This window comes from Mycolicibacterium komossense (genome assembly GCF_025822605.1).
GTDB lineage: Bacteria > Actinomycetota > Actinomycetes > Mycobacteriales > Mycobacteriaceae > Mycobacterium > Mycobacterium komossense.
The window spans coordinates 69,184-91,977 of record NZ_JACKTY010000049.1 but is presented as its reverse complement, the minus strand read 5'-3'; the positions used below and the strand labels follow the sequence as shown (position 1 = coordinate 91,977).

The window sequence follows — 22,794 nt, the reverse complement described above, 5'->3', positions numbered from 1 at the left end:
TGAACCGGCTCAGAACAGCACCTTCGCCAACTCCCGCAGCGCGGGCCGCGGATCGACCACCGGGTTGTCACCGAGCACCTGCAGCACGACGTGGTCGGCGCCGGCGTCGAGATGTGCCGTCACTTTGGCTGCCGCCTCTTCCACCGTCCCCATTCCGACCAGCGCGCGGGCCAACGTGTCGGAACCGCCGCGCACCAGATCGGTTTCCTCTTCGAAGCCCTGGCGCAGCCACGAATTGCGGTAGTTCGGCAGGCCGCTGTAGACCTCGAGATGCGAGTGCGCCCAGGCCAGTTGGTCCTCGGCGCTGCCGCCGACCGCGACCGCTTGCTCGGACACGACCCACTTACCCTCGCCCAGGATCTCGCGGGTGACGCGGGTCTGCTCGGGTAGCACCAGATAGGGATGGGCACCGTCGGCAGCACTGCCGGACAACTCGATCATCTTCGGGCCGAGAGCGGCCAGCAGCCGGGTCGGGCGGCCCACCCCGGGTTCGATCACCTCGGGGACCGCGGCCATCTTCGCCAGATAGTCGCGCATCGTCGCCAGCGGCTTCGAGTATGTGCCGCCCATACCCAGTTCGACCAGGGGCGCATGACTGACGCCAAGGCCCAGTACGAAGCGGCCCGGATGCAGCGCGGTCAGCGTGCGGGCACCGGTCTCGGCAGCCGAGGGCAGCCGGATGTGGATATTGGCGATGCCGGTACCGATCACCAGCCGCTCGGTGGCGGACAAGAATGCCGCCGACTGGGTCAGCACTTCCTTGCCGGTCACCTCGGGGATGAACAGCGACCCGAAACCAAGGTCCTCGATCTCGCGGGCCACTTCCTGCGCGTCGATGATGGACCAGGTTTCGCTGGCCCACCACACACCGATGCGGGAGGGAAAGTCGATGCGGGCATGCTCGTGGGTGGTCACGACAGCGATGCTATGCGCCCAGCCCGAGGAGCATCTCACGCAAGCTGTTCAGCGAATGGGCGGGCAACAGCGCATCGCAGTACGGCAGCGCCGCCGCCATCGACCCGGCCAGCGGGCGGTAGTCGGGTGCGGCGGCGCGCGGATTGAGCCACACCACGCGATAGGCCCGGCGCCGCAGCCGTGCCATCGCATGACCGAGAACGTCCGGCGGGTCGGAATCCCAACCGTCGGAAGCGATGACGACGATCGCACCCCGCAACGCATTTCCGTGCGGCGCCGTCAGCAGTTCGGCCACGCAGTGCCCCAGCCGGGTGCCGCTGTACCGATCGCCCACCTTGGCGTTGGCGCGGGCCAATGCAAGGTCGGCGGACCGGTGCGACAGCACCGAGGTCAGCCGGGTCAGCGATGTCGAGAAGGCGAAGACCTCCGGCCGGACGGTGGCCCCACGCAACACGGCGGCCCGCATCAAGTGCAGGTACACCGTCGCATAGGGCTGCATGGATCTGCTGACGTCGCAGAGGAACACCATCCGTCGCGGGCGTCGTCTGCGGCGGGTCCGCACCAGCTGCACCGCCTCCCAACCGGTGGTGCGCGACACCCGCATCGTCTGCCGCAGATCGATTCTGGTGCCGCGCCTGCCGCGCTCGCGCCGCAGCGTGCGGCGCCGGGGCCAGCGGGTGGTGGCCTGTTCCAGCCAGGTGCCGATGCGCCGCAGATCCTCGTCGTCGAACGTCTCGAAAGCATCGTCAGCCCGCGCGGCCAACCGGCTGGGTAACACCTCCGGGATAGTCACATCGGTATCGGTGATGCCGGAGAATTCCGTCGCGACGATCGACGCCGGCCGGGTCACCCAAGGCAGGCCGCCGCCGTCGAGCGCCGGCTGCGCTGCGCCGGCGACACCGGGCACCGATGCGGCTGCCGCGCTCTGACTCGCGCTCAGACTGACCGGATCCATCCCCGTCACGGCGTTGGAGAACACCGCATCGAAAACCGCGTCGAAGGCCCGCAGATCCTCTACCCGATTCACCAGGGTCAACCGCGCCGCCCAGTACAGGTCGGACCTCGCCGTCGGCGCCAGTTCCTCCAATGCCGCTACGAAACACGCCGGGCCGCTGGGTGATACCACGACTCCGCCGCCGCGTAGCCGCGCCACCAGGGCCACCGCGAAAGCCGCCCGGTCGACACCGCGCAGCAGCAGCGGCGCAGTCATCGCGATTCGCGCGCTGTCCTACCGCTTCGCCGCCCCAGCGTGAAGATGACGGCGGCCGCCACGACTGCGGCGAGCACCGCCGGCAGATACTTCGTGAGAACGCCGCCACCAGCGAGCTCCAACAGGTCGATCGGGGCCGCTTCTGGTTGCGGCGGCGCAAGCACAGGGCGGACGGGCTCAGCCGGGGCCGCCGTCAGCTGCTCCGGCTCAGCCGGCGGCGGGGCGTTCTCCGCGGCCAGTTTGGCTTCCAGCGATTCGACGAACTGGCCAAGGAGCTTTTCCGAAACCTGCTGCAGCATGCCACTTCCGAACTGGGCCAACTTACCGACCACTTTCAGGTCGGTGTCGACGGTGACGCGGGTACGGTCACCGGCATCGTGGAGAGTGGCGGTGACAGTGGCCGCCGCGTTGCCGGTACCGCGCGACTCCTTGCCTTTGGCGTCGATGACGGCCCGATACCGCTCGGCGTCTCGTTCGACGAAATGCACCTTGCCATTGAACTCACTGGTGACCGGGCCCACCTTGATCTTTACCTTGCCGAGGGTGTCGTCGCCCTCGTGTCCGGTCATCGTCGCGCCCGGCATCAGCGGGATGACCTGTTCCAGGTCGTTGAAAAGCTCCCACGCCCGGCCGATCGGTGCGGTGACGGTGAACTCGTTGGCGATCTTCATAGTCGATATACCTTTCCTGTACGCGGTCCCGCCGTCACGGCGAGCTGTACTCCATGAACGCCTCGACGATCACGGTGTAGTCATCGGGAGTTTTGGCCAGCGCACCCAGACTCTGCAGGGACTTCTCGGATACCAGGTCGGTCACCCGCAGCGCGACCAGCGCTGCGACCCAGTCGATGGTCTCGGCAACGCCTGGTGGCTTATCCAGGTCGAGATTGCGTGCGGTGGAGACGAATTGGCTCGCGTGTTCGACGAGTGCGGTGTCGGCCCCGGCTACGGTGCGCCGGACGATCTCTGCGGCACGCGCGGGGGCCGGGTAATCGATCCAATGGTAGAGACAGCGTCGGCGCAACGCGTCATGCAAGTCACGGCTGCGGTTGGAGGTGAGCACCGTGATGGGTGGCGTTTCTGCGACGAAGGTGCCCAGTTCAGGAACGGTGACACTGGCTTCACCGAGGAACTCCAACAGCAGGGCCTCGAATTCGTCATCGGCACGGTCGATTTCGTCGATCAGCAGCACCGGCGGCCGTGGCCCACGGTATCGGACGCACTGCAGAATCGGCCGGTCCACCAGGTAGGCGTCGGTATAGAGGTCAGCTTCCTCGATGCCGGTGCCACGCGCTTCGGCGAGCCGGATGGCCAGCAGTTGTCGTTGATAGTTCCAGTCGTACAGCGCCTCCGCCGCGGTCAAGCCCTCGTAACACTGCAACCTGATCAGCGGAGAATCGAAGACGGCAGCAAGAGTTTTCGCCGCCGTGGTCTTACCGACGCCGGGTTCGCCCTCCAGTAACAGCGGGCGGCCGAGCGAGGCGGCCAGGTAGAAAGCAGCCGCGGTGCCCTGGTCGAGCAGATGGTCATGGGCGTCGAAGCGACGGATGACGTCGTCGATATCGGCAAAGAGGGCGGTCGTCATGCGCTCGCGACGAACGCAGTCCGGCAGCCAGGCCCGCAGAACCAGTAGTCATTGCCGGCCACCCGCAGGTGCTCCGCCGTCGGCCCCATCACCACGCTCATCCCGCAGATCGGATCGATCGCCTGCTCCGTTGTCGCGCCAGCCCGCACGGGTACCGCCAGTCCGTCGACGCGGATCGCCGCGATCACCTCGGCCACCACCGACACGGCGATCTCGGCGGGTGTCTTCGCACCGATCGGCAGACCGACCGGGGTGTGTACCCGGGCCCGCTCCTCAGCGGTCAAGCCCAGCTCATCCAGGACCGATGCCCCGCGAATCCTGCTGGCCACCAACCCGATATAGCCGATGCCGGCGTCGAGAGCCGCACGGATCAGCTCGCCTTCCGGTCCACCGTGGCTCGCGATCACCACAGCGGTGGTCTCGACCAGCCCGACACCGGCTTCGTCACCGTTGACGTCATAGCCGAGCGCACCGCACATCCGCACCAACGCGTCGGCGATCGGCGTCGCACCGTGGATCCGCACCAGCGGTGCCGGCACCTGCGGCACCAGGAAGATCTCCAGCGCACCACCGGACAGGCACGGGTTGACCACCACACAGGCGCCCGGCGCCTCCGGGAAGACGACATCGCCGTCAGGAAGCACCCGAAGTAGCAGGCTCTGATTGGTCTGCAGTGCACCGAGGGCCGCCTTGCGCACCGAGTTCTGCGCACACTGGCCGCCGACGAAACCTTCGATAGTGCCGTCGGGCAACATGATTGCCTCGTCACCAGCGTGCGCCGACGTGGGCTGCTGGGCCCGTACGACGGTGGCATGCACGAACGGTGTGCGGGCTCGGCGCAGCTGGGCCGCACGTTCGTCGATGGTCATATCCGATCTCATGAGAGTCGGCGGCCTAGATCGGCGGGGTGGCGCGGCCCTGCATCGCCTCCCAGACCCTCGACGGCGTCAGCGGCATATCGGCATGTCGAACACCGAACGGCGCCAACGCATCCACCACGGCGTTCACCACCGCCGGCGGCGAGCCCACGGTGGCGGATTCGCCGACTCCTTTGGCTCCGATCGGATGATGCGGTGACGGAGTCACCGTGTGCCCGGTCTCCAGGTGCGGAACCTCCATGGCGGTCGGGATCAGGTAGTCCATCAACGATCCACCCAGGCAGTTGCCGTCGTCGTCGAAGGCGATCATCTCCATCAATGCCATCCCAATACCGTCGACGATGCCGCCGTGGACCTGGCCTTCGATGATCATCGGGTTGATCCGGGTGCCGCAGTCGTCAACCGCCAGGAACCTGCGCACTGTGACCACCGCGGTGCCGGGGTCGATATCGACCACGCAGAAGTACGCCCCGTAGGGATAGGTGAGATTCTCCGGGTTGTAACAGATCTGGGCGTCCAGCCCGCCTTCCAGGCCCTCCGGAAGATCGCCTGCCCCATGGGCTTTCATGGCGATGTCCTGAATCGTGACCGCGGCGGTGGGGTCGCCTTTGACATGAAAGGAGCCCTTGTCCCAGTCGAGGTCGGCCACGCTGACCTCGAGCATCCCCGAGGCGATGATCTTCGCCTTGTCACGAACCTTGCGAGCCACCAAGGCGGCCGCCGCACCCGAGACCGGGGTGGAGCGGCTGCCGTAGGTGCCGAGCCCGAATGGGGTCTGATCGGTGTCGCCGTGCACCACGTCGATATCGTCCGGTGGGATACCGAGCTCTTCGGCGATGATCTGCGCGAACGTCGTCTCGTGCCCCTGTCCCTGGGTCTGCACCGACAACCGCACCACGGCCTTGCCCGTCGGATGCACCCTCAGCTCGCACCCGTCGGCCATGCCGAGCCCCAGGATGTCCATGTCTTTGCGCGGGCCCGCGCCGACGGCTTCGGTGAAGAACGACATGCCGATGCCCATCAGTTCGCCGCGTTCGCGTTTCTCGGCCTGCTCACGGCGCAACTCGTCGTAGCCGATCATGTCCATGGCCAGGCGCATGGTGGTCTCATAGTCGCCCGAGTCGTACTGCCAACCGGTCCTGGACTGGTACGGAAACTGCTCCGGTTTCAGCAGGTTTCGCAGCCGCAGCTCGGCGGGGTCGATCTTCAACTCGTGGGCCAGGCAGTCGACCAGCCGTTCCACGAAGTACACCGCTTCGGTGATCCGGAAGGAGCAGGCATAGGCCACCCCGCCCGGTGCCTTGTTGGTGAACACCGCGGTCATGTGGCAGTACGCGGCCTCGATGTCGTAACTGCCGGTGAACACCCCGAAGAAACCGGCCGGGTATTTCAGCGGTGAGGCCACCCCGTTGAAGGCACCGTGATCGGCCAGCACAGTGGAGCGGATCGCGAGGATCTTGCCGTCCTTGGTCGCGGCGATATCGCCGACCATGATGTAGTCGCGGGCGAAACCGGTCGACGTCAGGTTCTCGCTACGGTCCTCCATCCACTTCACCGGCTTACCCAGGATCAGCGAGCCGACGATCGCGCACACATAGCCCGGGTAAATGGGCACCTTGTTGCCGAACCCGCCGCCGATATCCGGTGAGATGACGCGGATCTTGTGTTCGGGGATGCCGGCCACCAACGCATACAGCGTCCGGTGGGCGTGCGGCGCCTGGGTGGTCGACCACAGGGTGAGCTTGCCGCTGATCGGATCGAGATCGGCTACCGCACCGCAGGTTTCCATCGGCGCGGGGTGCACTCGCGGGTAGACGATCTCCTGGGTCACCACCACGTCGGCCCGGGCGAACACCGCGTCGGTGGCGGCTGCATCACCGGTTTCCCAGTCGAAACAGTGGTTGTCGGTTTTGCCGTCGAGGTCGGTCCGGATGATCTCGGCGTCGGGTGCCAGGGCGCGTCGGACGTCGACAACGGGCTCGAGTGGCTCGTAGTCCACATCGATCAGTTCCAGCGCGTCACGTGCGGAGTAGCGGTCTTCGGCGACGACGAACGCCACCTCCTGGCCCTGGAAGCGGACTTTGTCGGTGGCCAGCACGGCCTGTACGTCGTTGGACAGCGTCGGCATCCAGGCCAGACCCTTTTCCGCCAGATCGGCCCCGGTCACTACGGCCTTCACCTTCGGATGGGCAAGGGCCGCAGACACATCGATGCCGGCGATCTTGGCGTGCGCGTACGGCGAACGCAGGATCGCCAGGTGCAGCATGCCGTGCAGATTGATGTCGTCGACGTAGTTGCCTTTTCCGCGGATGAATCGGGGGTCCTCCTTGCGCATCATCCGGCCGTAGCCGCACGGCTTCTTGTCGTTGTCGGCCCGGTCGTTCTCGGACGGGGGCCGAACCTCGGTGGTGGTCATGCGCCGCTCCCGGCTTCGATGAGGTGGTCGCCGGCGTCGCCGCCGAGGGTCTCGTCGGACTGCGTGTTCGGCGCGAAGTCCTCCCGGCCCTGCTTGGCGGCCCACTGAATGGATCGCACGATCGTCGTATAGCCGGTGCACCGGCAGATCTGCCCGGAGATGGCCTCACGGATGGTGTCCTCGTCGGGATCGGGAATGCGATCCAGCAGCGCGCGGGCGGTGATCAACATGCCTGGGGTGCAGAAGCCGCACTGCAGGCCGTGGCACTGCATGAACCCTTCCTGCACCGGGTCCAGCTTGCCGTCAACTTCCAGGCCTTCGACCGTCCTGACGTCATGCCCGGATGCCATCGCCGCCAGCATCGTGCACGACTTCACCGGTTCGCCGTCGACGCTCACCACACACGTTCCGCAGTTGGACGTGTCGCAGCCCCAGTGCGTTCCGGTCAGCCGCAGCTGGTCGCGCAGGAAGTGCACGAGCAGCAGTCGCGGCTCCACATCGGCGCTGACCGATTCGCCGTTCACCGTCATAGTGACCTGCATCGAAGCTCCTAATTTCCTTGGGGCGCGGGCGTATTGCGCACCCGTTCGACCGATGTGCGCAGCGTCCGGATGGTCAGTTCGGACGCGAGGTGACGTTTGTAGTCCGCGCTGCCGCGCATATCGGACACCGGCTCGCAGGCTTCCGCTGCGGCCCGGCCCGCCTCGGCGAAGGTGGCCTCCGTGGCGGGCTTGCCCGTCAGGGCATCGGCCAGTGCGCGCAGCCCGTCGCCGTCGGGGTTGACCGCGGTCAGTCCCACCCGGCCTGCGACGATCCCCGTCTGGTCCTGATCAAGGGTGACGGCGGCACCTGCCGCGGCCACGGCCCAATCCCCCACCCGGCGTTCCACTTTCGCGTACGCGCTGGACATGTTGAGCCGGATGGGAATCCGCACTTCGATCAGCATCTCGTTGTGCGCCAGCGACGTCTCGTAGGGGCCTTCGTGGAAATCGTCGATCGGGATCTCCCGCTGGCCGCCGGGGCCGCGGGCGACGCAGACGGCATCGAGCACCATGCACACTGTCGTGAGGTCCTCCGCTGGGTCGGCCTGGCACAGGGAGCCACCGACGGTGCCGCGGTTGCGCACCACCGGGTCGGCGATCACCTTCTCCGCGTCGCGGAAGATCGGCAGCACTGCTGCCAACGGGGCGGACTCGAGAACCTCGCGGTGCCTGGTCATCGCGCCGAGCTTGACCAAGGTCGGGTCGCTAACGATGTAGCCGAGTTCGCCGGCGAGGTCGTTGATATCAACCAGGTACTCCGGATTGGCGATCCGCAGTTTCATCATCGGTAGCAGGCTGTGACCGCCCGCAACGATCAGGGCGCCGTCGCCGAGGCGGTCGAGAAGACCAACGGCGTGCTCCACGCTGGTCGCGCGTTCGTACTCGAAGGGGCCGGGAACTTGCATGTGACTGGCCTCACATCCATGGAAGGAAGCCCCAGTGTTGGCCGGTCGTACTGAACCGTCAATAGCCGGTTAAGGAATCACTTAACTGACTATGTTGATGCTGGTGATGATGGATGCGGCCGAGCACCTCGGCCAGTGGCCGACCCCCGCCGCCCCATCTGCGGGCGATGATTTCGGCCGCGATCGACACGGCCGTCTCCTCCGGGGTCCGGCCCCCGAGGTCCAGCCCGATTGGGCTCGACAGACGCTCCAGTTCCGCGTCGGACAGCCCAGCCTCCCGCAGCCGGACCATGCGGTCCTCGTGCGTCCGGCGCGAACCCATCGCGCCGATATAGGCGACCTCGGGCAGTCGCAGCGCGACTTCGAGGAGCGGCACGTCGAATTTCGGGTCGTGGGTCAACACGCAGATCACGGTGTGCGCGTCGATCGTGCCGGCCTCGGCTTGCGCCGCCAGGTAGCGGTGTGGCCACTCGACCACCACCTCGTCCGCAGTCGGGAACCGCGCCGATGTGGCGAAGACCGGACGCGCATCGCACACCGTGACCCGGTAGTGCAGGAACGAGCCCTGCTGCGCCACAGCCGCCGCGAAGTCGATCGCCCCGAACACCAGCATGCGGGGCCGCGGCGCGTAGCTAGCGACGAAAACCTCCATGCCGAGACCGCGCCGCTGGCCGTCCGGCCCGTAGGTCAGCACCTCGCTGCGGCCCGCCGCCAGCAGGCCGCGGGCGTCGTCGGTCACGGCCGAGTCGGCGCGCGGCGACCCCAATCCCCCGGCCACCTCGTCGCCCCGGACCACCAAGCGCCGGCCCACCCAGGCCGGGTCCTGATGGGCGATCACTGTCGCGACGGCCGCGGGCCGATGGTTCACAATGTCATCGGCGAGCGCCCCGAGTTCGGGAAAGGTGCTCTGCGACACCGGCTCGACGAAGATGTCGATGGTGCCCCCGCAGGTGAGGCCGACGGCGAAGGCCTCATCGTCGCTGACGCCGTAGCGCTGCAGCCGAGGTTGCCCGTCCGCGGCTACCTGGGTGGCCAGCTCGTACACCGCGCCCTCGACGCAGCCGCCGGAGACCGAGCCGCTGACGGTGCCGTCCGGGCTGACGACCATCGACGCGCCGGGCAGTCGCGGCGCCGACGAATAGGTGCGCACGACGGTCCCGACACCGACAGTGCCACCGGCACGCCACACCGCCATCAGATCGCCGAGCACATCCCTCACGCCATCAAACGTAGGCTCATTTCGTGACACCGGCACAACTTCGCGCGTACTCCGCGGTGGTGCGGCTGGGCTCGGTGCACTCCGCGGCAGCAGAACTCGGGATGTCCGACGCCGGTGTCTCCCTGCATGTCACCCAGTTGCGCAAGGAACTCGACGACCAACTGTTCACCAGGACCGCGGCCGGGCTGGCGTTCACTCCCGGCGGCCTGCGATTGGCCAGCCGGGCCATCGAGATCCTCGGCTTGCAGCGCCAGACGGCGATCGAGGTGACCGAGGCCGCGCACGGCAGGCGTCTGCTGCGGATCGCGGCGTCGAGCGCATTCGCCGAGCACGCCGCACCCGGTCTGATCGAGCTGTTCTCGTCGCGCGCCGATGACCTGTCGGTGGAGCTGAGCGTGCACCCGGCCAGTCAGTTTCGCTATCTCATCGAATCCAGAGCGGTCGACGTGGCACTCGGACCAGCCAGTGCCGTCCCGTCCGACGGGACCGACGCCATCGCCGCACGCCCGTTCCTGAAATACCAGATCATCACGGTGGCCGCGCCGGACAGCCCGCTCGCCATGGCTGCGGGTCCGCCGACTGCGGCCCTGCTCCGCGAGCAGATGTGGATGCTGGGGCCGTCCGCGGGCAGTGTCGACGGTGAAATCGGGGTGATGCTCAAGAAACTCGCGATCCCCGAAGAGCAGCAGCGCATCTTCCAGAGTGACGCCGCGGCATTGGAGGAGGTGCAGCGGGTGGGTGGCCTGACGCTGACGATGGGTTTCGCGGTCGGTAAGGATCTTTCGGCGAAACGACTGGCCCACATCAAGGGTGCCGGCCTGCAGGCCGAAGGCGAATGGGTCGCCTTCACCCTCCCGCCCGGATCACGCCAACCCGCGGTCTCCGAACTGGTCCGCTTTATCACCACTCCGCGCTGCACGCAGGCCATGATCCGTGGCACCGGTGTCGGCGTCACCCGCTTCAAGCCGAAAGTCCATGTGACGCTCTGGAGTTGATCGGAGGCAAGCGAGGAGGAGAAATGGCGCGGTAGCGCTAACCCCGCTCCTCCGCCAAAGCCCGGATCAGGCTGGCCGCATCCCACGGACCTTTATGCCGCTTACCGTTGACGAAGAACGTCGGCGTGGAGTTCAGGTCCATCAACTCGGCGTCCTGGGCGTCGTCCTCGACCCGGTGCAGCACTTTCGGCGAATGTAGATCGTCGTCGAATTGTTTGATATCGCAGCCGATTCCGTCGGCGTAACGATAGATGTGCTGCCACTGCAGATAATCCTGGTGCGCGAACAGCTCGATGCCCATCTCGAAGTACTTGCCTTGCAGGCCTGCGGCTTCCGCGGCCCGCGCGGCGTCCATCGCGTGCGGGTGGACCCGCTCCAGTGGCAAATGTCGCCACACGTACCGCAGTTCGTCGCCGAAGTGCGCCCGTACCTCGTCGATCGACCCGGTGGCTCGACTGCAGAACGGGCACTCGTAGTCGCCGTATTCGACCAGCGTGAGCGGGGCCTCCGGGTTCCCGCGGAAGTGGTCACGCGCGGGATCGACCGGACGGAGCAATGTGGCACCGACGGCAACAGGTGGACTCAGCGCGTCGGTGATCCGGAACACTGCCCAGCCCAGGGCAAATGATGCGACCGAGGCGACCAGCACGCCGACGCGCGCCTCGTCCTGCTTCACCGGATCGGAGATGGCGATCTCGACGATGAACAGCGCGATCGTGAACCCGATACCGGACAGGGCGGCGCCGCCCGCGATGCGACGCAACGTCAGCCCGGGAGCCAGCCGTCCGACTCCCGTCGCCCGAACGATCGCCGTTGCCCCGGTGATACCGACCAGCTTGCCGACGACGAGACCCGCGATGATCCCCCACGTCAGCGGTGAACGCACTGCCCCGGACAATGTTTCGCGGTCCAGATGGACACCGGCGTTGGCAAGGGCGAATACCGGCAGCACCAGGTACGAGATATACGGCTCGAATGCCGTCTGCAACCTCTCGTTGATCGAGATCGAGTCGCGCAGGCTGCGGGTGGCGGCGCGGGCGTACTCGGAGTTCGGCGACTGGCGGAAGGCCCGGATCAGCCCGACGGCTTCCTCGACCCGTTGCCGCTCCGGGGTGAATACCGGGATCAGCAGCGCCACGGCCACCCCCGCGAGTGTAGGGTGCACTCCACCGATCGACAGCGCGAGCCATAATGCAAGCGCGAGTACCGAATACGCCGCCCCACGCCCGACAGGCAACAGCCGTACGACCGTGAGCACTCCGATCAGCAGCGCGGCAGCCACCAGCGGCAGCGCCCGGAGGTGATCGGAGTAGAACAGCGCGATCACCAGCAGTGCACCGACATCGTCGACCACGGCCAGCGTCAGCAGAAAGGTCCGCAGTCGGGCCGGATATTTCGGCGCTATCACCGCCAACGCACCGATCAAAAACGCCGTGTCGGTGGAGATGACGACTCCCCAGGCCTTGGCATCCTGCCCTGAGGGATTGAAGAAGAGGAAGATGACAGCCGGGAGCATCAGCCCCGCGATGGCGGCCACCACAGGGACCGCGGCGCGGGCCCGATCGGTGAGCTCGCCGATGGTGAATTGGCTCTTCACCTCTAGTCCGACGGCGAAGAAGAAGAACGCCATCAGTCCGTCGTTGGTGAGGCGCTGGACGGTGAGCTCGGCGTGAAAATCACCTACACGCAGACCGACCTCGGTTCCCCAGAACGCCGGATAGCTGTGCGCCCAGGGCGAGTTGGCCCAGACGATCGCAGCCAGGGTGGCCAGCAACAGCAACGCCGCGGCCCTGTTCTCGCCGCCGCGCGGCGCAGTGGGGTCGCTGCCGAACCGGCTCGGCAGCAGCCGACTCAGACCGGGGCCGTCACCGGAGCTCGTCTGGTCGCCCTCCGGCGTGGTCACGTCCGGCTGTACTCGCTGAACTCGGCGAGTAGCTCGGGACGGTCGACCGCACTCGACGACACGACGGCACTGGGTTCCGCACCGAGCAGGATGCGCTTGATCGGTACCTCCAGGCGCTTACCCGTCATCGTCCGCGGAATACCCGGTACCGCGATGATTGCGTCAGGCACGTGCCGCGGTGACGCGTGGGTGCGGATCGCGGCGACGATCCGGTCCTTGAGAGCGTCGTCGACGTCGGTACCGCCGTCGGCCAGCGCGACGAAAAGCGGCATCCAGTAACCACCATCGGGCTGTTCGACGCCGACGACGAGGCAGTCCTGCACGTCGGGCATCCGTTCGACCGCGTTGTAGATCTCGACGCTGCCCATTCGCACTCCGCCGCGGTTCAGGGTGGCGTCACTGCGGCCGTGCACGACGACAGAGCCGCGATCGGTGATGGTGATCCAGTCGCCGTGGCACCAGACACCGGGATACTTATCGAAATATGCTTCGCGGTAACGGGTTCCGTCGGGATCGTTCCAAAAGAACACCGGCATCGACGGCATCGGTTCGGTCAGCACCAACTCACCGGCTGCACCGATGACATCGCGACCGTCCTCGGTGCGCGACTCGATGGCCGCACCCAGCGACAGGCACGACAGCTCCCCTGAGACCACCGGGACGATGGGACAGCCGCCGACGAACGCGGTGACGACATCGGTTCCGCCACTGCAGGATTGGACAGGAATCGGGCGGCCGACCCCCTCCTGGATCCATTGGAACCCCAAGGCGGGCAGCGGCGAGCCGGTGGAGCCGACCGCGCGCAGCGCCTCCAGAGAGTGCCCGCCCTTCGCTGGGATCCCCGGGTGCAGCTCCTCCTTGGCGCAGGCCAGGAAGTACCCGGCGCCCGCACCCAGCACGGTGACCCTGTGATCGGCAGCCACCTTCCAGAGGCTGTCGGTCTGCGGATAAGTGGGGCTGCCGTCGTACAACACGATCGTCGCGCCCACCAGAAGACCACCCACCAGGAAATTCCACATCATCCAACTGGTGGTGGATTGCCATAGGAACCGGTCCTCAGGTTTCAGATCGACATGCAGACCGAGGTATTTGAGATGTTCGAGCAGGACCCCGCCGTGCCCGTGCACGATGCCCTTGGGAGCGCCGGTGGTGCCGGAGGAGAACAGCACCCACAGCGGATGATCGAAAGGTACTGGAGTGGTCGATAATTCGGCGCTCGGCGCGACTCCGATGCCAATAGCGTGGGCCCACGAGGTCGCATCGGCGACCTCGAGACCGATACGCGGCACGAGCACGGTGGCCTTCAGCGTCGGCAACTGGGCACGAATCTCGGCGAGCTCAGGGCGCTTGTCACGGCGCTTGCCGCCGTACACCGATCCGTCGGCCGCCACCAGCACGGTCGGCTCCAGCTGCGCGAGCCGGGAGACGACGCCGTCGACCGCGAGGTCAGGGTTACAGACCGCCCAGGTGGCGCCGACCGCGGCAGCGCCGAGGAAGGCCACCACCGCCTCACCGATATTCGGCAGATAGCCGACCACCCGGTCGCCCGGCTGCACTCCCACGTTGCGCAGGTAGGCGGCGAAGGCCGCGGTCTCGGCGCGCAGCCGTTGCCACGGCCACTCGGTGGCGCCGTCTTCACCGGCGGCCACCAACGCGGGCCGATCGGCGCTGGCATGCCGGAAGATCTGATCTACGTAGTTCAGCGTTGCGCCCGGAAACCATTGCGCGCCCGGCATTTGCCGCTTTCCGAGCGGTGTGGCGGCAGGGGTGGTGGCCTGTACGTCGAAGAACTGCCAGATCGACTCCCAGAACCAGCCGATATCGCTGACCGAGGCCTCCCACAGCTCGGTGTAATCGGCGTAGTCGCCACGGCCTTCGTCGCGCAGCCAGTCCATGAACCGGGTGATATTGGCGTGCGCGACGGTCTGGATGTCAGGTGTCCAGGAGCCGGGCTCACACGGTTCTGTCATCGGCTTAGTCTTCATTCTCCAACGCAGCGGGTTGCACTGCGTGTGCAGCCTCCATCAACATCCAGCCCGAGAGCTGGACGGACATATCGCGTTCCGGTACCTCGGAGGCGTTCACTGCGCCCTCGACGAACTCCGCCTCCTTGCCGGCTGCGGTGGGCAGGACAGCGGCCCGATCCCAGAACGAACCGAACAGCGGAAGACCGTCGACGGTCTGGCGGTACTCCCAGGCCGATTCCGCCGACTTCACGACGATGGTCCGTGCTGTATCGCGGGCGGCGATGTCCTCGGCCGTGTCACCGGGCAGGGTGGTCGCGACCAGCGCGAGATACCTGGCGGTGACACCACCGAACAGACCACCGTCGCCACCGCCGGTGCCCTTGAGCACGCCGTCGGGCGCCATCTCCGCGCTGATCGCCGCGACCAGTCGATGCACCCGCTTCGCGTGCCGTTCATCGTCGGTGCGGGCGGCCAGCTCGGTCTCGAGTCCGACCACCACTCCCTGGCAGTAGGTGTACTGCGCGCGCACCAGTGACCCGGCCTTGATGCCGTCGAACACCAGGTGGGTTTCGGGATCGATCAGCGTCTCGTCGATCCAGTCGGCCATCTGCTGGGCCCGCCGCAGCCGGTCCTCATAGCGACTCAGGAAGATTCCGGCCGGGCCGTTGGCGGGGGCGTTGAAGAACTGGTCCTGTTTGCGCCACGGGATGCCACCGCCGTCCTCGGGCACCCACGCTTTCACGAACTGCTCGGCGAGCTTCTTGCAGGCACCCGGCCTGTCCACGCCGGCGAGACGACCGGCCCGTTCGATCGCCAACGCCAGCCACGCCATGTCGTCGTAGTAGTCGTTGACCCAGGATCCGATGTTGCGCAATCGGTGCCCGCGGATCTGTCGGGTGATGCTGGCGAGCCGGGCGGGCTGCGGGTCCCGCACCTGAGCGTCGACCAGGCAGTCCAGCAGATGCGCCTGCCACCAGTAGTGCCAGGTCAGGAATCGCTTGTCGCGCTTGGTCGGCGGCCAGGCCACGACACCGAGTTGCGTACCCGGCAACCCCCACAGCTTCTTGAGATGCCGTGCAGCGACAGCGGCCTCAGCAGAGGCCGCACGGTTGCCCCATACCTGATCCATGTCGTCACATCCTGCCCTACCAGGCGTGGTTGAGGTCACCCCATTGCCTGATCCAGCTGTGCATCGCAATCCCCGCCGCGACCGACGCGTTGATGCTGCGGGTCGATCCGAACTGCGCGATGGACACCACCAGTTCGGCGCCGGCCTTGGTCTCCTCGCTGATCCCGGGCCCCTCCTGGCCGAAGACCAGCAGAGCCTGCCGGGGCAGCGGCGTTTCCTCGAGCCGCACCGAACCGGGCACATTGTCGACAGCGACGACCGTCAGCCCCGCCGCCGCGGCAAAGGACATCAGTTCGGCCGAAGTCTGGTGATGATGAAGCCGCTGGTAACGGTCGGTCACCATCGCGCCGCGCCGGTTCCAGCGGCGCCGGCCCACGATGTGCACGGTGTCGACGGCGAACGCGTTCGCGGTGCGCACCACGCCGCCGATGTTGGCGTCGTTACCGAAGTTCTCGATGGCGATGTGCAGCGCGTGGCGGCGTTGGTCGATATCGGCGATGATCGCCGTCCTGGTCCAGTAGCGGTAGGCGTCGACGACGTTGCGGGTATCCCCGTCACGCAACAGCTCGGGGTCATACCGTGGGTCATCAGGCACCGGACCGTCGTGTTCGGTTGCCCACGGCCCCACCCCGTTGGACGCCCCCCATTCGGTCGGACCGGGAAGCGTCAGGTCGGATTCGGTCACTTCGTCCACACTGCGGCGTGGGTCCCGACGACCGACAGCGTGGCGTACAGCAGGGCCGCGTTGATCTCGCCCTGTGTGCACAACGACGCGTCGACATGGACCGAATTCAGCGAGGCATCGGGCAGCACGAGCACCGAGGCGCCGTAAGCCTGGCAGGCGGGATTGAGCCCGGGCGGTGGCAGCGTCGGCGCCACCACCAGCATCAATGGACCGCCGCGCCGAGCGGAGTCGTCACGGTATTCCGACACCACGGCGTCTGCCCGCAGGCCGAGCAGCATGTAGCCGTTGCCACTGAAGGCCGCCGGGTCCCCGAGCGAAACGGCGCTCAACTGGGCGCCGTCGGCCCGCCAAGCGTCCAGGCTCGTCGTACTGACCACCAGTCCCGTGTCGTTGACGTTCGTCGGCGGCACCCCGACCGGATAGGCCGCGGCATAGGCGACCGCAGTCGAGGGGATCCGGTCGCGTGGCGAGTACGCATAGACACCGCGAACCTGCGACTGATCCCTAATCGGCCCGACGCAGACGGTGCCGGTCAGCCGATCTGGCGACGGTGCCTGCAGCGGCGCGATATCGGCGGCCGGCACCTGATCACAACTGCCGACGCCGGTGGCCTCGATCGGGTGTGCCAACGCCCCGTACAGACCGAATCGGAGGTCTTCGGGTTTCGCCCGCGGCGCGGACGGATCCGCCGGCGCCGCATCCACGTCGATCAGGACGTGGTCGGCGTCGAAACGCAGATTGGCCACCGAGATGTTCCAGCCCAGCAGCGCCATCGACTCACCGAGCTTGGCGGTTTTCGCGCTGAACGGGTCAGGTGGGGCGTCGCGGCCGGCGCAGCCGACCACGGTGAGGGCGAGCACCGTGGTGAGCGAGACGGCGCGCCGCAGCACGGTCAGAACTCGTTCGGCGCGCACCCCGACTCCCGCTTCGTCATGAGTCCGATTGACGAACTCCGTTGGTGCACTGTACGTCGCGCGGAATTTGCGGCAGGACGGCACTACCGAAGGGCAACTTCGCCAACACCGCGATTTCGCGAACAGACAACGGGGCGTACGACTACCGCGGACGAGCGCGTACCAGCGGAATCAGCAAAGACGTCCGCACGCCGGCGAGACTGGGGAATTGCGATAGCCGGTGCACGTGAGCGCCCGCCCGCGGGACAATGGCGGCGCTGGCGAAGAACTGGCGCACACAGCTCCGGTGCGGACGCCCGCCGGAGCCGCGATGGTGTGGCCAACTCCGAAGTCTGCATTTATCTGCGATGTCAAATAGCCACGCCTCGTTCGCCGGTATCGACGCTCTCGCAAATAATTTTTACGACCCGAGAGATTGCTGCACCATAGTCGTGTCAGTGCCCGCGACACGCCGCAGTGACCGATGCCACATAACGTTCACAGGTCCTTCCGCGATTCCTATCAGGGACTACTTATAAAAGCGGGCGTGATCAGGCCGAACGCTGCTGCTCGCGGCGCGATTCGCGAGATAATTGGAAGTGCTTATTAGCACATGCGGGGGGCACGCAAACCCAGGCCGATCACACTGATCGGCCTGCAGCACAGTTCGAAGGCACAACGACGGATAGGAACGACCTTGAATGCTCCTCTAGCATACGCGCGCGAACACACCCTCGATCTGACCAGCAACCCCAGCTGGTGGGATGCCGAATCGGAGTGCACGCTTGTTCTCGCGCAGCCGTGGACGGAGCCGGAACTGTGGGATGAATATATCGCAGGCGCCGTTCGCAGCTACCAAAAGTACGGGGTGCAAGATGCACTCGACACCGACCGGTTGGCAAGCGGAGAAGACACGATTCTCTTCTTCGCCGCGATCGACGCGCGGGGGCGTGTCCTGGCGGGTTTGCGGGCGAAAGGACCATTGACGTCTGCCGATGATTCTCATGCCGTCGTCGAATGGGCCGGGCAGCCGGGCCTGCCCGCCGTGCGCAAGATGATCGACGACCGGGTGCCATTCGGCGTCGTCGAGATGAAAACCGCATGGGTGACCGATGATCGGGAGCGCAACCGTTCACTCACCCGGGTGCTGGCCCGCTCCGCTTCGCACGCGATGGCCCTGATGGACATCCAGTTCTGCATGGCCACTGCAGGAGCTCACGTGCTTGGCCGCTGGCGCTCATCGGGAGGCGTAGTGGCGGAACACATTACGCCGACGCCCTACCCGGATGAGCGGTACGAGACCCGGATGATGTGGTGGGATCGCCGGACATTCACCAAATTCGCAGAGCCAGAACAGGTTTCGAAGATGCTGGCCGAATCGCGAGCGCTGGCAAGGATGACCTCCGGCGACGCCGGCGCACACTCCTTCAACCGGGGTCGGGGCAGAGTTGCTGGACCGGCGGCAGTTGGAGCCCTGGGCGAGCTGGCATAATTACGGCGCGCCGCATGGTGCGTCACCACTTGTCAGTCGTTGGGAAACATGAGATCTGAGCTGGACGCCGAGTCCGATATCGCCGTTTCGAGCGCGCGAATACTCGACGAGGGCGTCGCCGCCGACCACGAAGTTCTTCAGGCACTCAGGGCTGATCCTCGGATCGAATTCCTCGACCACCGAGATGACCAGCTTCTTTGCCTGCGGGAACTGCGCCCGGCCGCCGAACCCGAACTGATTGCCGAGTCGACACGCTGGGCCTATTACCCCTGGCGGCGCTCGGTGATCGGCGTGCTCGGGCCGCTGGCCTACCGACGCGTGCGGCTCGATCGCAACCGGAACCTGATCACCGCCACTGAACAGGACCGGCTCGGCGGCCTGCGGATCGGCATCGTCGGCCTGAGCGTCGGACATGTCATCGCCCACACCCTGGCCACCGAAGGGGTGTGCGGCGAACTGCGGCTGGCCGACTTCGACACGCTCGAATTGACCAACCTCAACCGCGTGCCGGCCAGCGTGTTCGACCTCGGGGTGAACAAGGCCGTCCTGGCCGCCCGCCGGATCGCCGAGATCGATCCCTACCTGACCGTGACCGTCCAACCGGCCGGCCTGACACCGGCCAATCTGGACGCGTTTCTCGACGGCCTCGACATCGTCGTCGAGGAGTGCGATTCGCTCGATATGAAGGCGATGATCCGCGAAGCGGCGCGGCGGCGGCGGCTGCCCGTCCTGATGGCGACGAGCGATCGGGGGCTGATGGATGTCGAGCGCTTCGATCTGGAGCCGACACGGCCGATCCTGCACGGCCTACTCGGCGATGTCGACTGGACGTCGCTATCTGGCCTGTCGAGCCGCGACAAGGTGCCCTACCTCCTCAAGAGCCTGGAAATCGCGCAGTCGTCGCCGCGGGCCGCGGCATCCATGGTGGAGGTCGGGCACACCCTGACCACGTGGCCGCAGCTGGCCAGCGAGGTGACTCTGGGCGCGACCGCGGTCACCGAAGCCGTTCGGCGGGTCGGTCTCGGCGAGCCGTTGGACTCCGGTCGGGTCCGGATCGATCTGACCGAAGCGTTCGACCACCTGGCCCAGCCGCCGATCCCCCACGAGCCTGCCCCGGCCCCGCCCGAGGTTGCGGCCGCCGCGCCGGGATTCGCCCTGGACGTGGTGGCGGCCGCCGCGCGGCGGGCCCCGTCGGCGGGCAACGCGCAGCCGTGGCGAATCGTTGCCGATGACTCGACCGTCACCATCAGCGTCGCAGCCGAGCACCCCTCGGCCCTCGACATCGACTTTCGCGCCAGCGCGGTGGCCGTGGGGGCGGCCGCTTTCAATGCCAGGGTGGCCGCCGCAGCTCACCGGCTGCTCGGACCTGTCGAATTCGATCGCGACGAGACCTCGCCGCTGCGGGCGGTACTGCGGCGCGGCGACGGCGCAGACCCAGCCCTGGCCACGCTCTACCAGGCCGTGTTGGACCGAGAGACAAACCGCAGGCACGGCGACACCGCGGCCATCGACCAGCAGGTCCTCGACACCCTGACTGCCGCGGTCCACCAGGAGGGGGCGCAGCTACGGCTGCTGACGACCAGGACCGATATCGAACAGGCTGCCGCGATCGTCGCCGCGGCAGACCGCATCCGCTTCCTGACCCCGCGGCTACACAGCGAGATGATCGCCGAACTCCGGTGGCGCGGCGATCCCTCGCCCGACACCGGAATCGACGTCGACAGCCTCGAGTTGCACGCCAGCGACCAGGCCGTGCTGGACATCCTGCGCCGCCCCGACGTGATGGCCAGTTTGGCGCAGTGGAATGCCGGTGATGCGCTCGGCGACGACGGCAGGGACCGCATCCGGGCCAGCTCCGCACTCGCGGTGATCTCGGTGCACGGCGACACTCTTGTCGACTACGCCCGCGGCGGTTCGGCCGCCGAGGCGGCATGGGTGGTCGCCCACGAGCATGGCCTGGCCGTACAGCCCGCGTCGCCACTGTTTCTGTACGCCCGTGACGACGACGACCTCGACCGCATATCGCCTGCGTTCGCACCGGCCCTGCGGACCCTCCACGAGGCATTTGGCGAACTGACAGGGATAGCCTCCGACGAATCGCCGGTACTCATGCTTAGGTTGTCTTACGCCCCGCCTGCATCGGTTCGCAGCCGCCGACGCACAACCCATCCACCTAACGTTGGGCTGACCAGATAATGCCGCTCGAGCACGGACGACGGAGCCTGGATCTTGTCGTGACGGCGGCCGCCACAAAGCTGATGACCGCCAACACGACCAACGCGGCCGTGGTCATCCAGAGCGTGCTGGCGGACCTCGTGGAGGTATTCGGTCTCGACCACAGCTTCGTGCGCTACAACGACCACTCCATCCGGGCGTCCATCCTGGTTGCCGAATGGCCGGTCCGAACCGGTGTGCCCGACCCGGATCCGATCGGCATCGTGTACTTCGAGGATGCCGATCCCGTCTTCGCGCTCGCCGAACATGCCAAGTCGCCGGTGGTGTTCCGCCCCGAACCGGCCACCGACGACTATCAGAAGCTGATCGAGGACTCGGGCGGGTTCGTCAGCACGCTGGCTGCGGTCCCACTCGTCTCCGCCGACGTCACCACCGGCGTACTGGGCTTCGTGAAGTTCGCCGACCGAGAGTGGCAGCCCCAGGAGATCAACGCAGTCGAGGCCATTGCCTCGTTGCTGGCGCAGGTGCAGGCCCGGTGCGCCGCCGAGGACCAGCTCCGCTACCTAGCCGAACACGACGACCTCACCGGCCTGCACAATCGGCGCGCGCTGCTCGCGGAGCTCGACCGGCGGCTGGCGGCCGGCCGGCCGGGACCGGTTGCAGCGTTGTTCCTCGATCTGGACCGGCTCAAGGCGATCAACGACTATCTCGGTCACAACGCGGGCGACCGGTTCATCCGGGCGTTCGCCGAGCGACTCGAACGTGGAACTGCGGACGATTATCTGATCGCCCGCTTCGGTGGCGACGAGTTCGTCGTCATCCCATCGTCGCCGCTGGACGCGACCCAGGCCGAGTCGCTCGCTGGTGAGCTCCAGTCGAAACTGCGCGAGCGGGTGTCGATCGACGGGGAGACACTGACTCGCACCGTCAGTGTCGGTGTCGCACTTGGCGTCCCGGGTCGGGACACCTCCTCGGACTTGTTGCGCAAAGCGGATCAGGCCGTGCTCACCGCCAAGGGCGCCGGCGGTAACAAGATCGCGGTGTTCTCCGAGGACATGTCCCTGCGCAGCGCGTTCCGTAATGACATCGAGCTGCATCTGCAGGGCGTGATCGAAAGCGGCGCATTGGTGCTGCACTATCTCCCGGAAATCGACATGCGCACCGGCGAGGTCCTCGCGACCGAGGCACTGGTCCGCTGGGAGCACCCGACGCGAGGGCTACTGTTCCCGGATTCGTTCATCGGTGTTGCCGAATCCATCAATCTCGCAGGCGAACTCGGCCGATGGGTGGTCCGCGCCGCCTGCGCCGAGTTCAGCGCATGGCGGTCACGCGGCGTCGGGACGAACGCCGTGCTGAGACTGAACGTCTCGCCGGTTCAGCTCGTCGCCGAGGGATTCGTCAGGGAAGTCGCCGCCACCATCGAGGAGTTCGGCCTGGCCGGCGAGTCGGTCTGCCTGGAGATCACCGAAAGCGTGGTGGTATCGGATATCGAGACCACCCGGATCACGCTCGCCGCCCTGAAAGAGGTGGGTGTACAGATCGCGATCGACGACTTCGGCACCGGTTACAGCGTGTTGTCCCACCTGAAATCGCTTCCGGTGGACACCCTCAAGATCGACAAGTCGTTCGTGCGCGACCTCGGCACCAACGCGGGCGATCTCGCGATCGTACGCGCGGTCATCGCACTCGCCGACGCATTCGGTCTCGAGCTGGTTGCCGAAGGTGTCGAAACCGAGGCTGCGGCAAGGACTTTGATGCAGCACGGGTGCCACCGCGCGCAAGGCTATCTGTTGTCGCGACCATTGGAGGGCGCGGCGATGGAGGCGCTGCTGGCGAAGCGGCGGATCGTGCTGCCGTTCCCCGCTCCGCTGCCCACCGCGCCGTGA

18 protein-coding genes are annotated in these 22,794 nt (G+C 66.8%); 4 read left to right on the top strand and 14 right to left on the bottom strand.

What is annotated here, in order from left to right; translation table 11 throughout:
- Window positions 1–9: 9 nt before the first annotated feature.
- The 9 genes from H7J73_RS29535 to H7J73_RS29495 are packed head-to-tail and all read right to left on the bottom strand — an operon-like array spanning window position 10 to window position 9,669.
- Entirely contained in the window at window positions 10–915 is a 906-nt protein-coding gene (locus H7J73_RS29535; RefSeq protein WP_264071376.1) for an LLM class F420-dependent oxidoreductase, read from the bottom strand.
- 10 nt (window positions 916–925) lie between these two features.
- Window positions 926–2,125, bottom strand: a complete 1,200-nt coding sequence (locus tag H7J73_RS29530; protein ID WP_264071375.1) for a vWA domain-containing protein — start codon at window positions 2,123–2,125, stop codon at window positions 926–928.
- Window positions 2,122–2,796: an SRPBCC family protein gene (locus tag H7J73_RS29525; RefSeq protein ID WP_264071374.1), complete on the bottom strand. Its 675-nt coding sequence runs from the start codon at window positions 2,794–2,796 to the stop codon at window positions 2,122–2,124. Before H7J73_RS29525 ends, H7J73_RS29530 begins: the two co-directional genes overlap by 4 nt.
- A gap of 34 nt (window positions 2,797–2,830) precedes the next feature.
- A complete protein-coding gene (locus H7J73_RS29520) occupies window positions 2,831–3,709 on the bottom strand; it encodes an AAA family ATPase (protein WP_264071373.1) in 879 nt (292 codons plus the stop codon).
- Complete coding sequence (locus tag H7J73_RS29515; protein ID WP_264071372.1) at window positions 3,706–4,578, bottom strand: XdhC family protein; 873 nt, start codon at window positions 4,576–4,578, stop codon at window positions 3,706–3,708. Before H7J73_RS29515 ends, H7J73_RS29520 begins: the two co-directional genes overlap by 4 nt.
- 25 nt (window positions 4,579–4,603) lie before the next feature.
- Window positions 4,604–7,003, bottom strand: coding sequence for an aerobic carbon-monoxide dehydrogenase large subunit (locus H7J73_RS29510; protein WP_264071371.1), 2,400 nt, complete (start codon window positions 7,001–7,003; stop codon window positions 4,604–4,606).
- Window positions 7,000–7,545, bottom strand: a complete 546-nt coding sequence (locus H7J73_RS29505) for a (2Fe-2S)-binding protein (RefSeq protein WP_264071370.1) — start codon at window positions 7,543–7,545, stop codon at window positions 7,000–7,002. The genes H7J73_RS29510 and H7J73_RS29505 overlap by 4 nt, the downstream gene beginning before the upstream one ends.
- An 8-nt stretch (window positions 7,546–7,553) precedes the next feature.
- Window positions 7,554–8,450: an FAD binding domain-containing protein gene (locus tag H7J73_RS29500; protein WP_264071369.1), complete on the bottom strand. Its 897-nt coding sequence runs from the start codon at window positions 8,448–8,450 to the stop codon at window positions 7,554–7,556.
- 58 nt (window positions 8,451–8,508) lie between these two features.
- Window positions 8,509–9,669: an XdhC family protein gene (locus tag H7J73_RS29495; RefSeq protein ID WP_264071368.1), complete on the bottom strand. Its 1,161-nt coding sequence runs from the start codon at window positions 9,667–9,669 to the stop codon at window positions 8,509–8,511.
- Window positions 9,670–9,692: 23 nt separating this feature from the next.
- Here H7J73_RS29495 and H7J73_RS29490 point away from each other — a divergent pair, with 23 nt between their 5' ends.
- Window positions 9,693–10,664 carry a LysR family transcriptional regulator gene (locus H7J73_RS29490; RefSeq protein ID WP_264071367.1) on the top strand — a complete coding sequence of 324 codons (972 nt, stop codon included), beginning with the start codon at window positions 9,693–9,695 and terminating at the stop codon, window positions 10,662–10,664.
- Window positions 10,665–10,701: 37 nt separating this feature from the next.
- On the opposite strand, the gene nhaA is transcribed toward H7J73_RS29490, so the two are convergent.
- From nhaA to H7J73_RS29465, 5 genes are read right to left on the bottom strand one after another with little or no spacing between them, the layout of a single operon-like run.
- Window positions 10,702–12,510, bottom strand: a complete 1,809-nt coding sequence (gene nhaA / locus H7J73_RS29485) for a Na+/H+ antiporter NhaA (protein WP_264071668.1) — start codon at window positions 12,508–12,510, stop codon at window positions 10,702–10,704.
- A gap of 53 nt (window positions 12,511–12,563) precedes the next feature.
- Window positions 12,564–14,537, bottom strand: coding sequence for an acetoacetate--CoA ligase (locus tag H7J73_RS29480; RefSeq protein ID WP_264071366.1), 1,974 nt, complete (start codon window positions 14,535–14,537; stop codon window positions 12,564–12,566).
- A 4-nt stretch (window positions 14,538–14,541) separates the two neighbouring features.
- Entirely contained in the window at window positions 14,542–15,663 is a 1,122-nt protein-coding gene (locus H7J73_RS29475; protein ID WP_264071365.1) for a glycoside hydrolase family 76 protein, read from the bottom strand.
- A gap of 16 nt (window positions 15,664–15,679) precedes the next feature.
- Entirely contained in the window at window positions 15,680–16,333 is a 654-nt protein-coding gene (locus H7J73_RS29470; protein WP_264071667.1) for a TrmH family RNA methyltransferase, read from the bottom strand.
- 11 nt (window positions 16,334–16,344) lie between these two features.
- Complete coding sequence (locus H7J73_RS29465; protein WP_264071666.1) at window positions 16,345–17,235, bottom strand: hypothetical protein; 891 nt, start codon at window positions 17,233–17,235, stop codon at window positions 16,345–16,347.
- Between the two features lie 703 nt (window positions 17,236–17,938).
- Here H7J73_RS29465 and H7J73_RS29460 point away from each other — a divergent pair.
- The 3 genes from H7J73_RS29460 to H7J73_RS29450 all read left to right on the top strand — a co-directional run bounded on the left by H7J73_RS29460 (window position 17,939) and on the right by H7J73_RS29450 (window position 22,794).
- On the top strand, window positions 17,939–18,733 hold the full coding sequence (locus tag H7J73_RS29460) for a hypothetical protein (protein ID WP_264071364.1): 795 nt from the start codon (window positions 17,939–17,941) through the stop codon (window positions 18,731–18,733).
- A 48-nt stretch (window positions 18,734–18,781) separates the two neighbouring features.
- Complete coding sequence (locus H7J73_RS29455; RefSeq protein ID WP_264071363.1) at window positions 18,782–20,929, top strand: Rv1355c family protein; 2,148 nt, start codon at window positions 18,782–18,784, stop codon at window positions 20,927–20,929.
- Between the two features lie 62 nt (window positions 20,930–20,991).
- The gene (locus tag H7J73_RS29450) at window positions 20,992–22,794 is read left to right on the top strand and encodes a bifunctional diguanylate cyclase/phosphodiesterase (RefSeq protein ID WP_276031917.1); all 1,803 of its coding nucleotides are present in this window, start codon (window positions 20,992–20,994) and stop codon (window positions 22,792–22,794) included.

What these genes read in the sequence shown, in the direction of transcription:
- H7J73_RS29530 (WP_264071375.1), bottom strand. Translation starts at nt 2,125, where the DNA reads ATGACTGCGCCGCTGCTGCTGCGCGGTGTCGACCGGGCGGCTTTCGCG.
- H7J73_RS29505 (WP_264071370.1), bottom strand. Translation starts at nt 7,545, where the DNA reads ATGCAGGTCACTATGACGGTGAACGGCGAATCGGTCAGCGCCGATGTG.
- H7J73_RS29515 (WP_264071372.1), bottom strand. Translation starts at nt 4,578, where the DNA reads ATGACCATCGACGAACGTGCGGCCCAGCTGCGCCGAGCCCGCACACCG.
- H7J73_RS29520 (WP_264071373.1), bottom strand. Translation starts at nt 3,709, where the DNA reads ATGACGACCGCCCTCTTTGCCGATATCGACGACGTCATCCGTCGCTTC.
- H7J73_RS29510 (WP_264071371.1), bottom strand. Translation starts at nt 7,003, where the DNA reads ATGACCACCACCGAGGTTCGGCCCCCGTCCGAGAACGACCGGGCCGAC.
- H7J73_RS29455 (WP_264071363.1), top strand. Translation starts at nt 18,782, where the DNA reads ATGAGATCTGAGCTGGACGCCGAGTCCGATATCGCCGTTTCGAGCGCG.
- H7J73_RS29475 (WP_264071365.1), bottom strand. Translation starts at nt 15,663, where the DNA reads ATGGATCAGGTATGGGGCAACCGTGCGGCCTCTGCTGAGGCCGCTGTC.
- H7J73_RS29450 (WP_276031917.1), top strand. Translation starts at nt 20,992, where the DNA reads ATGACCGCCAACACGACCAACGCGGCCGTGGTCATCCAGAGCGTGCTG.
- H7J73_RS29500 (WP_264071369.1), bottom strand. Translation starts at nt 8,450, where the DNA reads ATGCAAGTTCCCGGCCCCTTCGAGTACGAACGCGCGACCAGCGTGGAG.
- H7J73_RS29525 (WP_264071374.1), bottom strand. Translation starts at nt 2,796, where the DNA reads ATGAAGATCGCCAACGAGTTCACCGTCACCGCACCGATCGGCCGGGCG.
- H7J73_RS29480 (WP_264071366.1), bottom strand. Translation starts at nt 14,537, where the DNA reads ATGACAGAACCGTGTGAGCCCGGCTCCTGGACACCTGACATCCAGACC.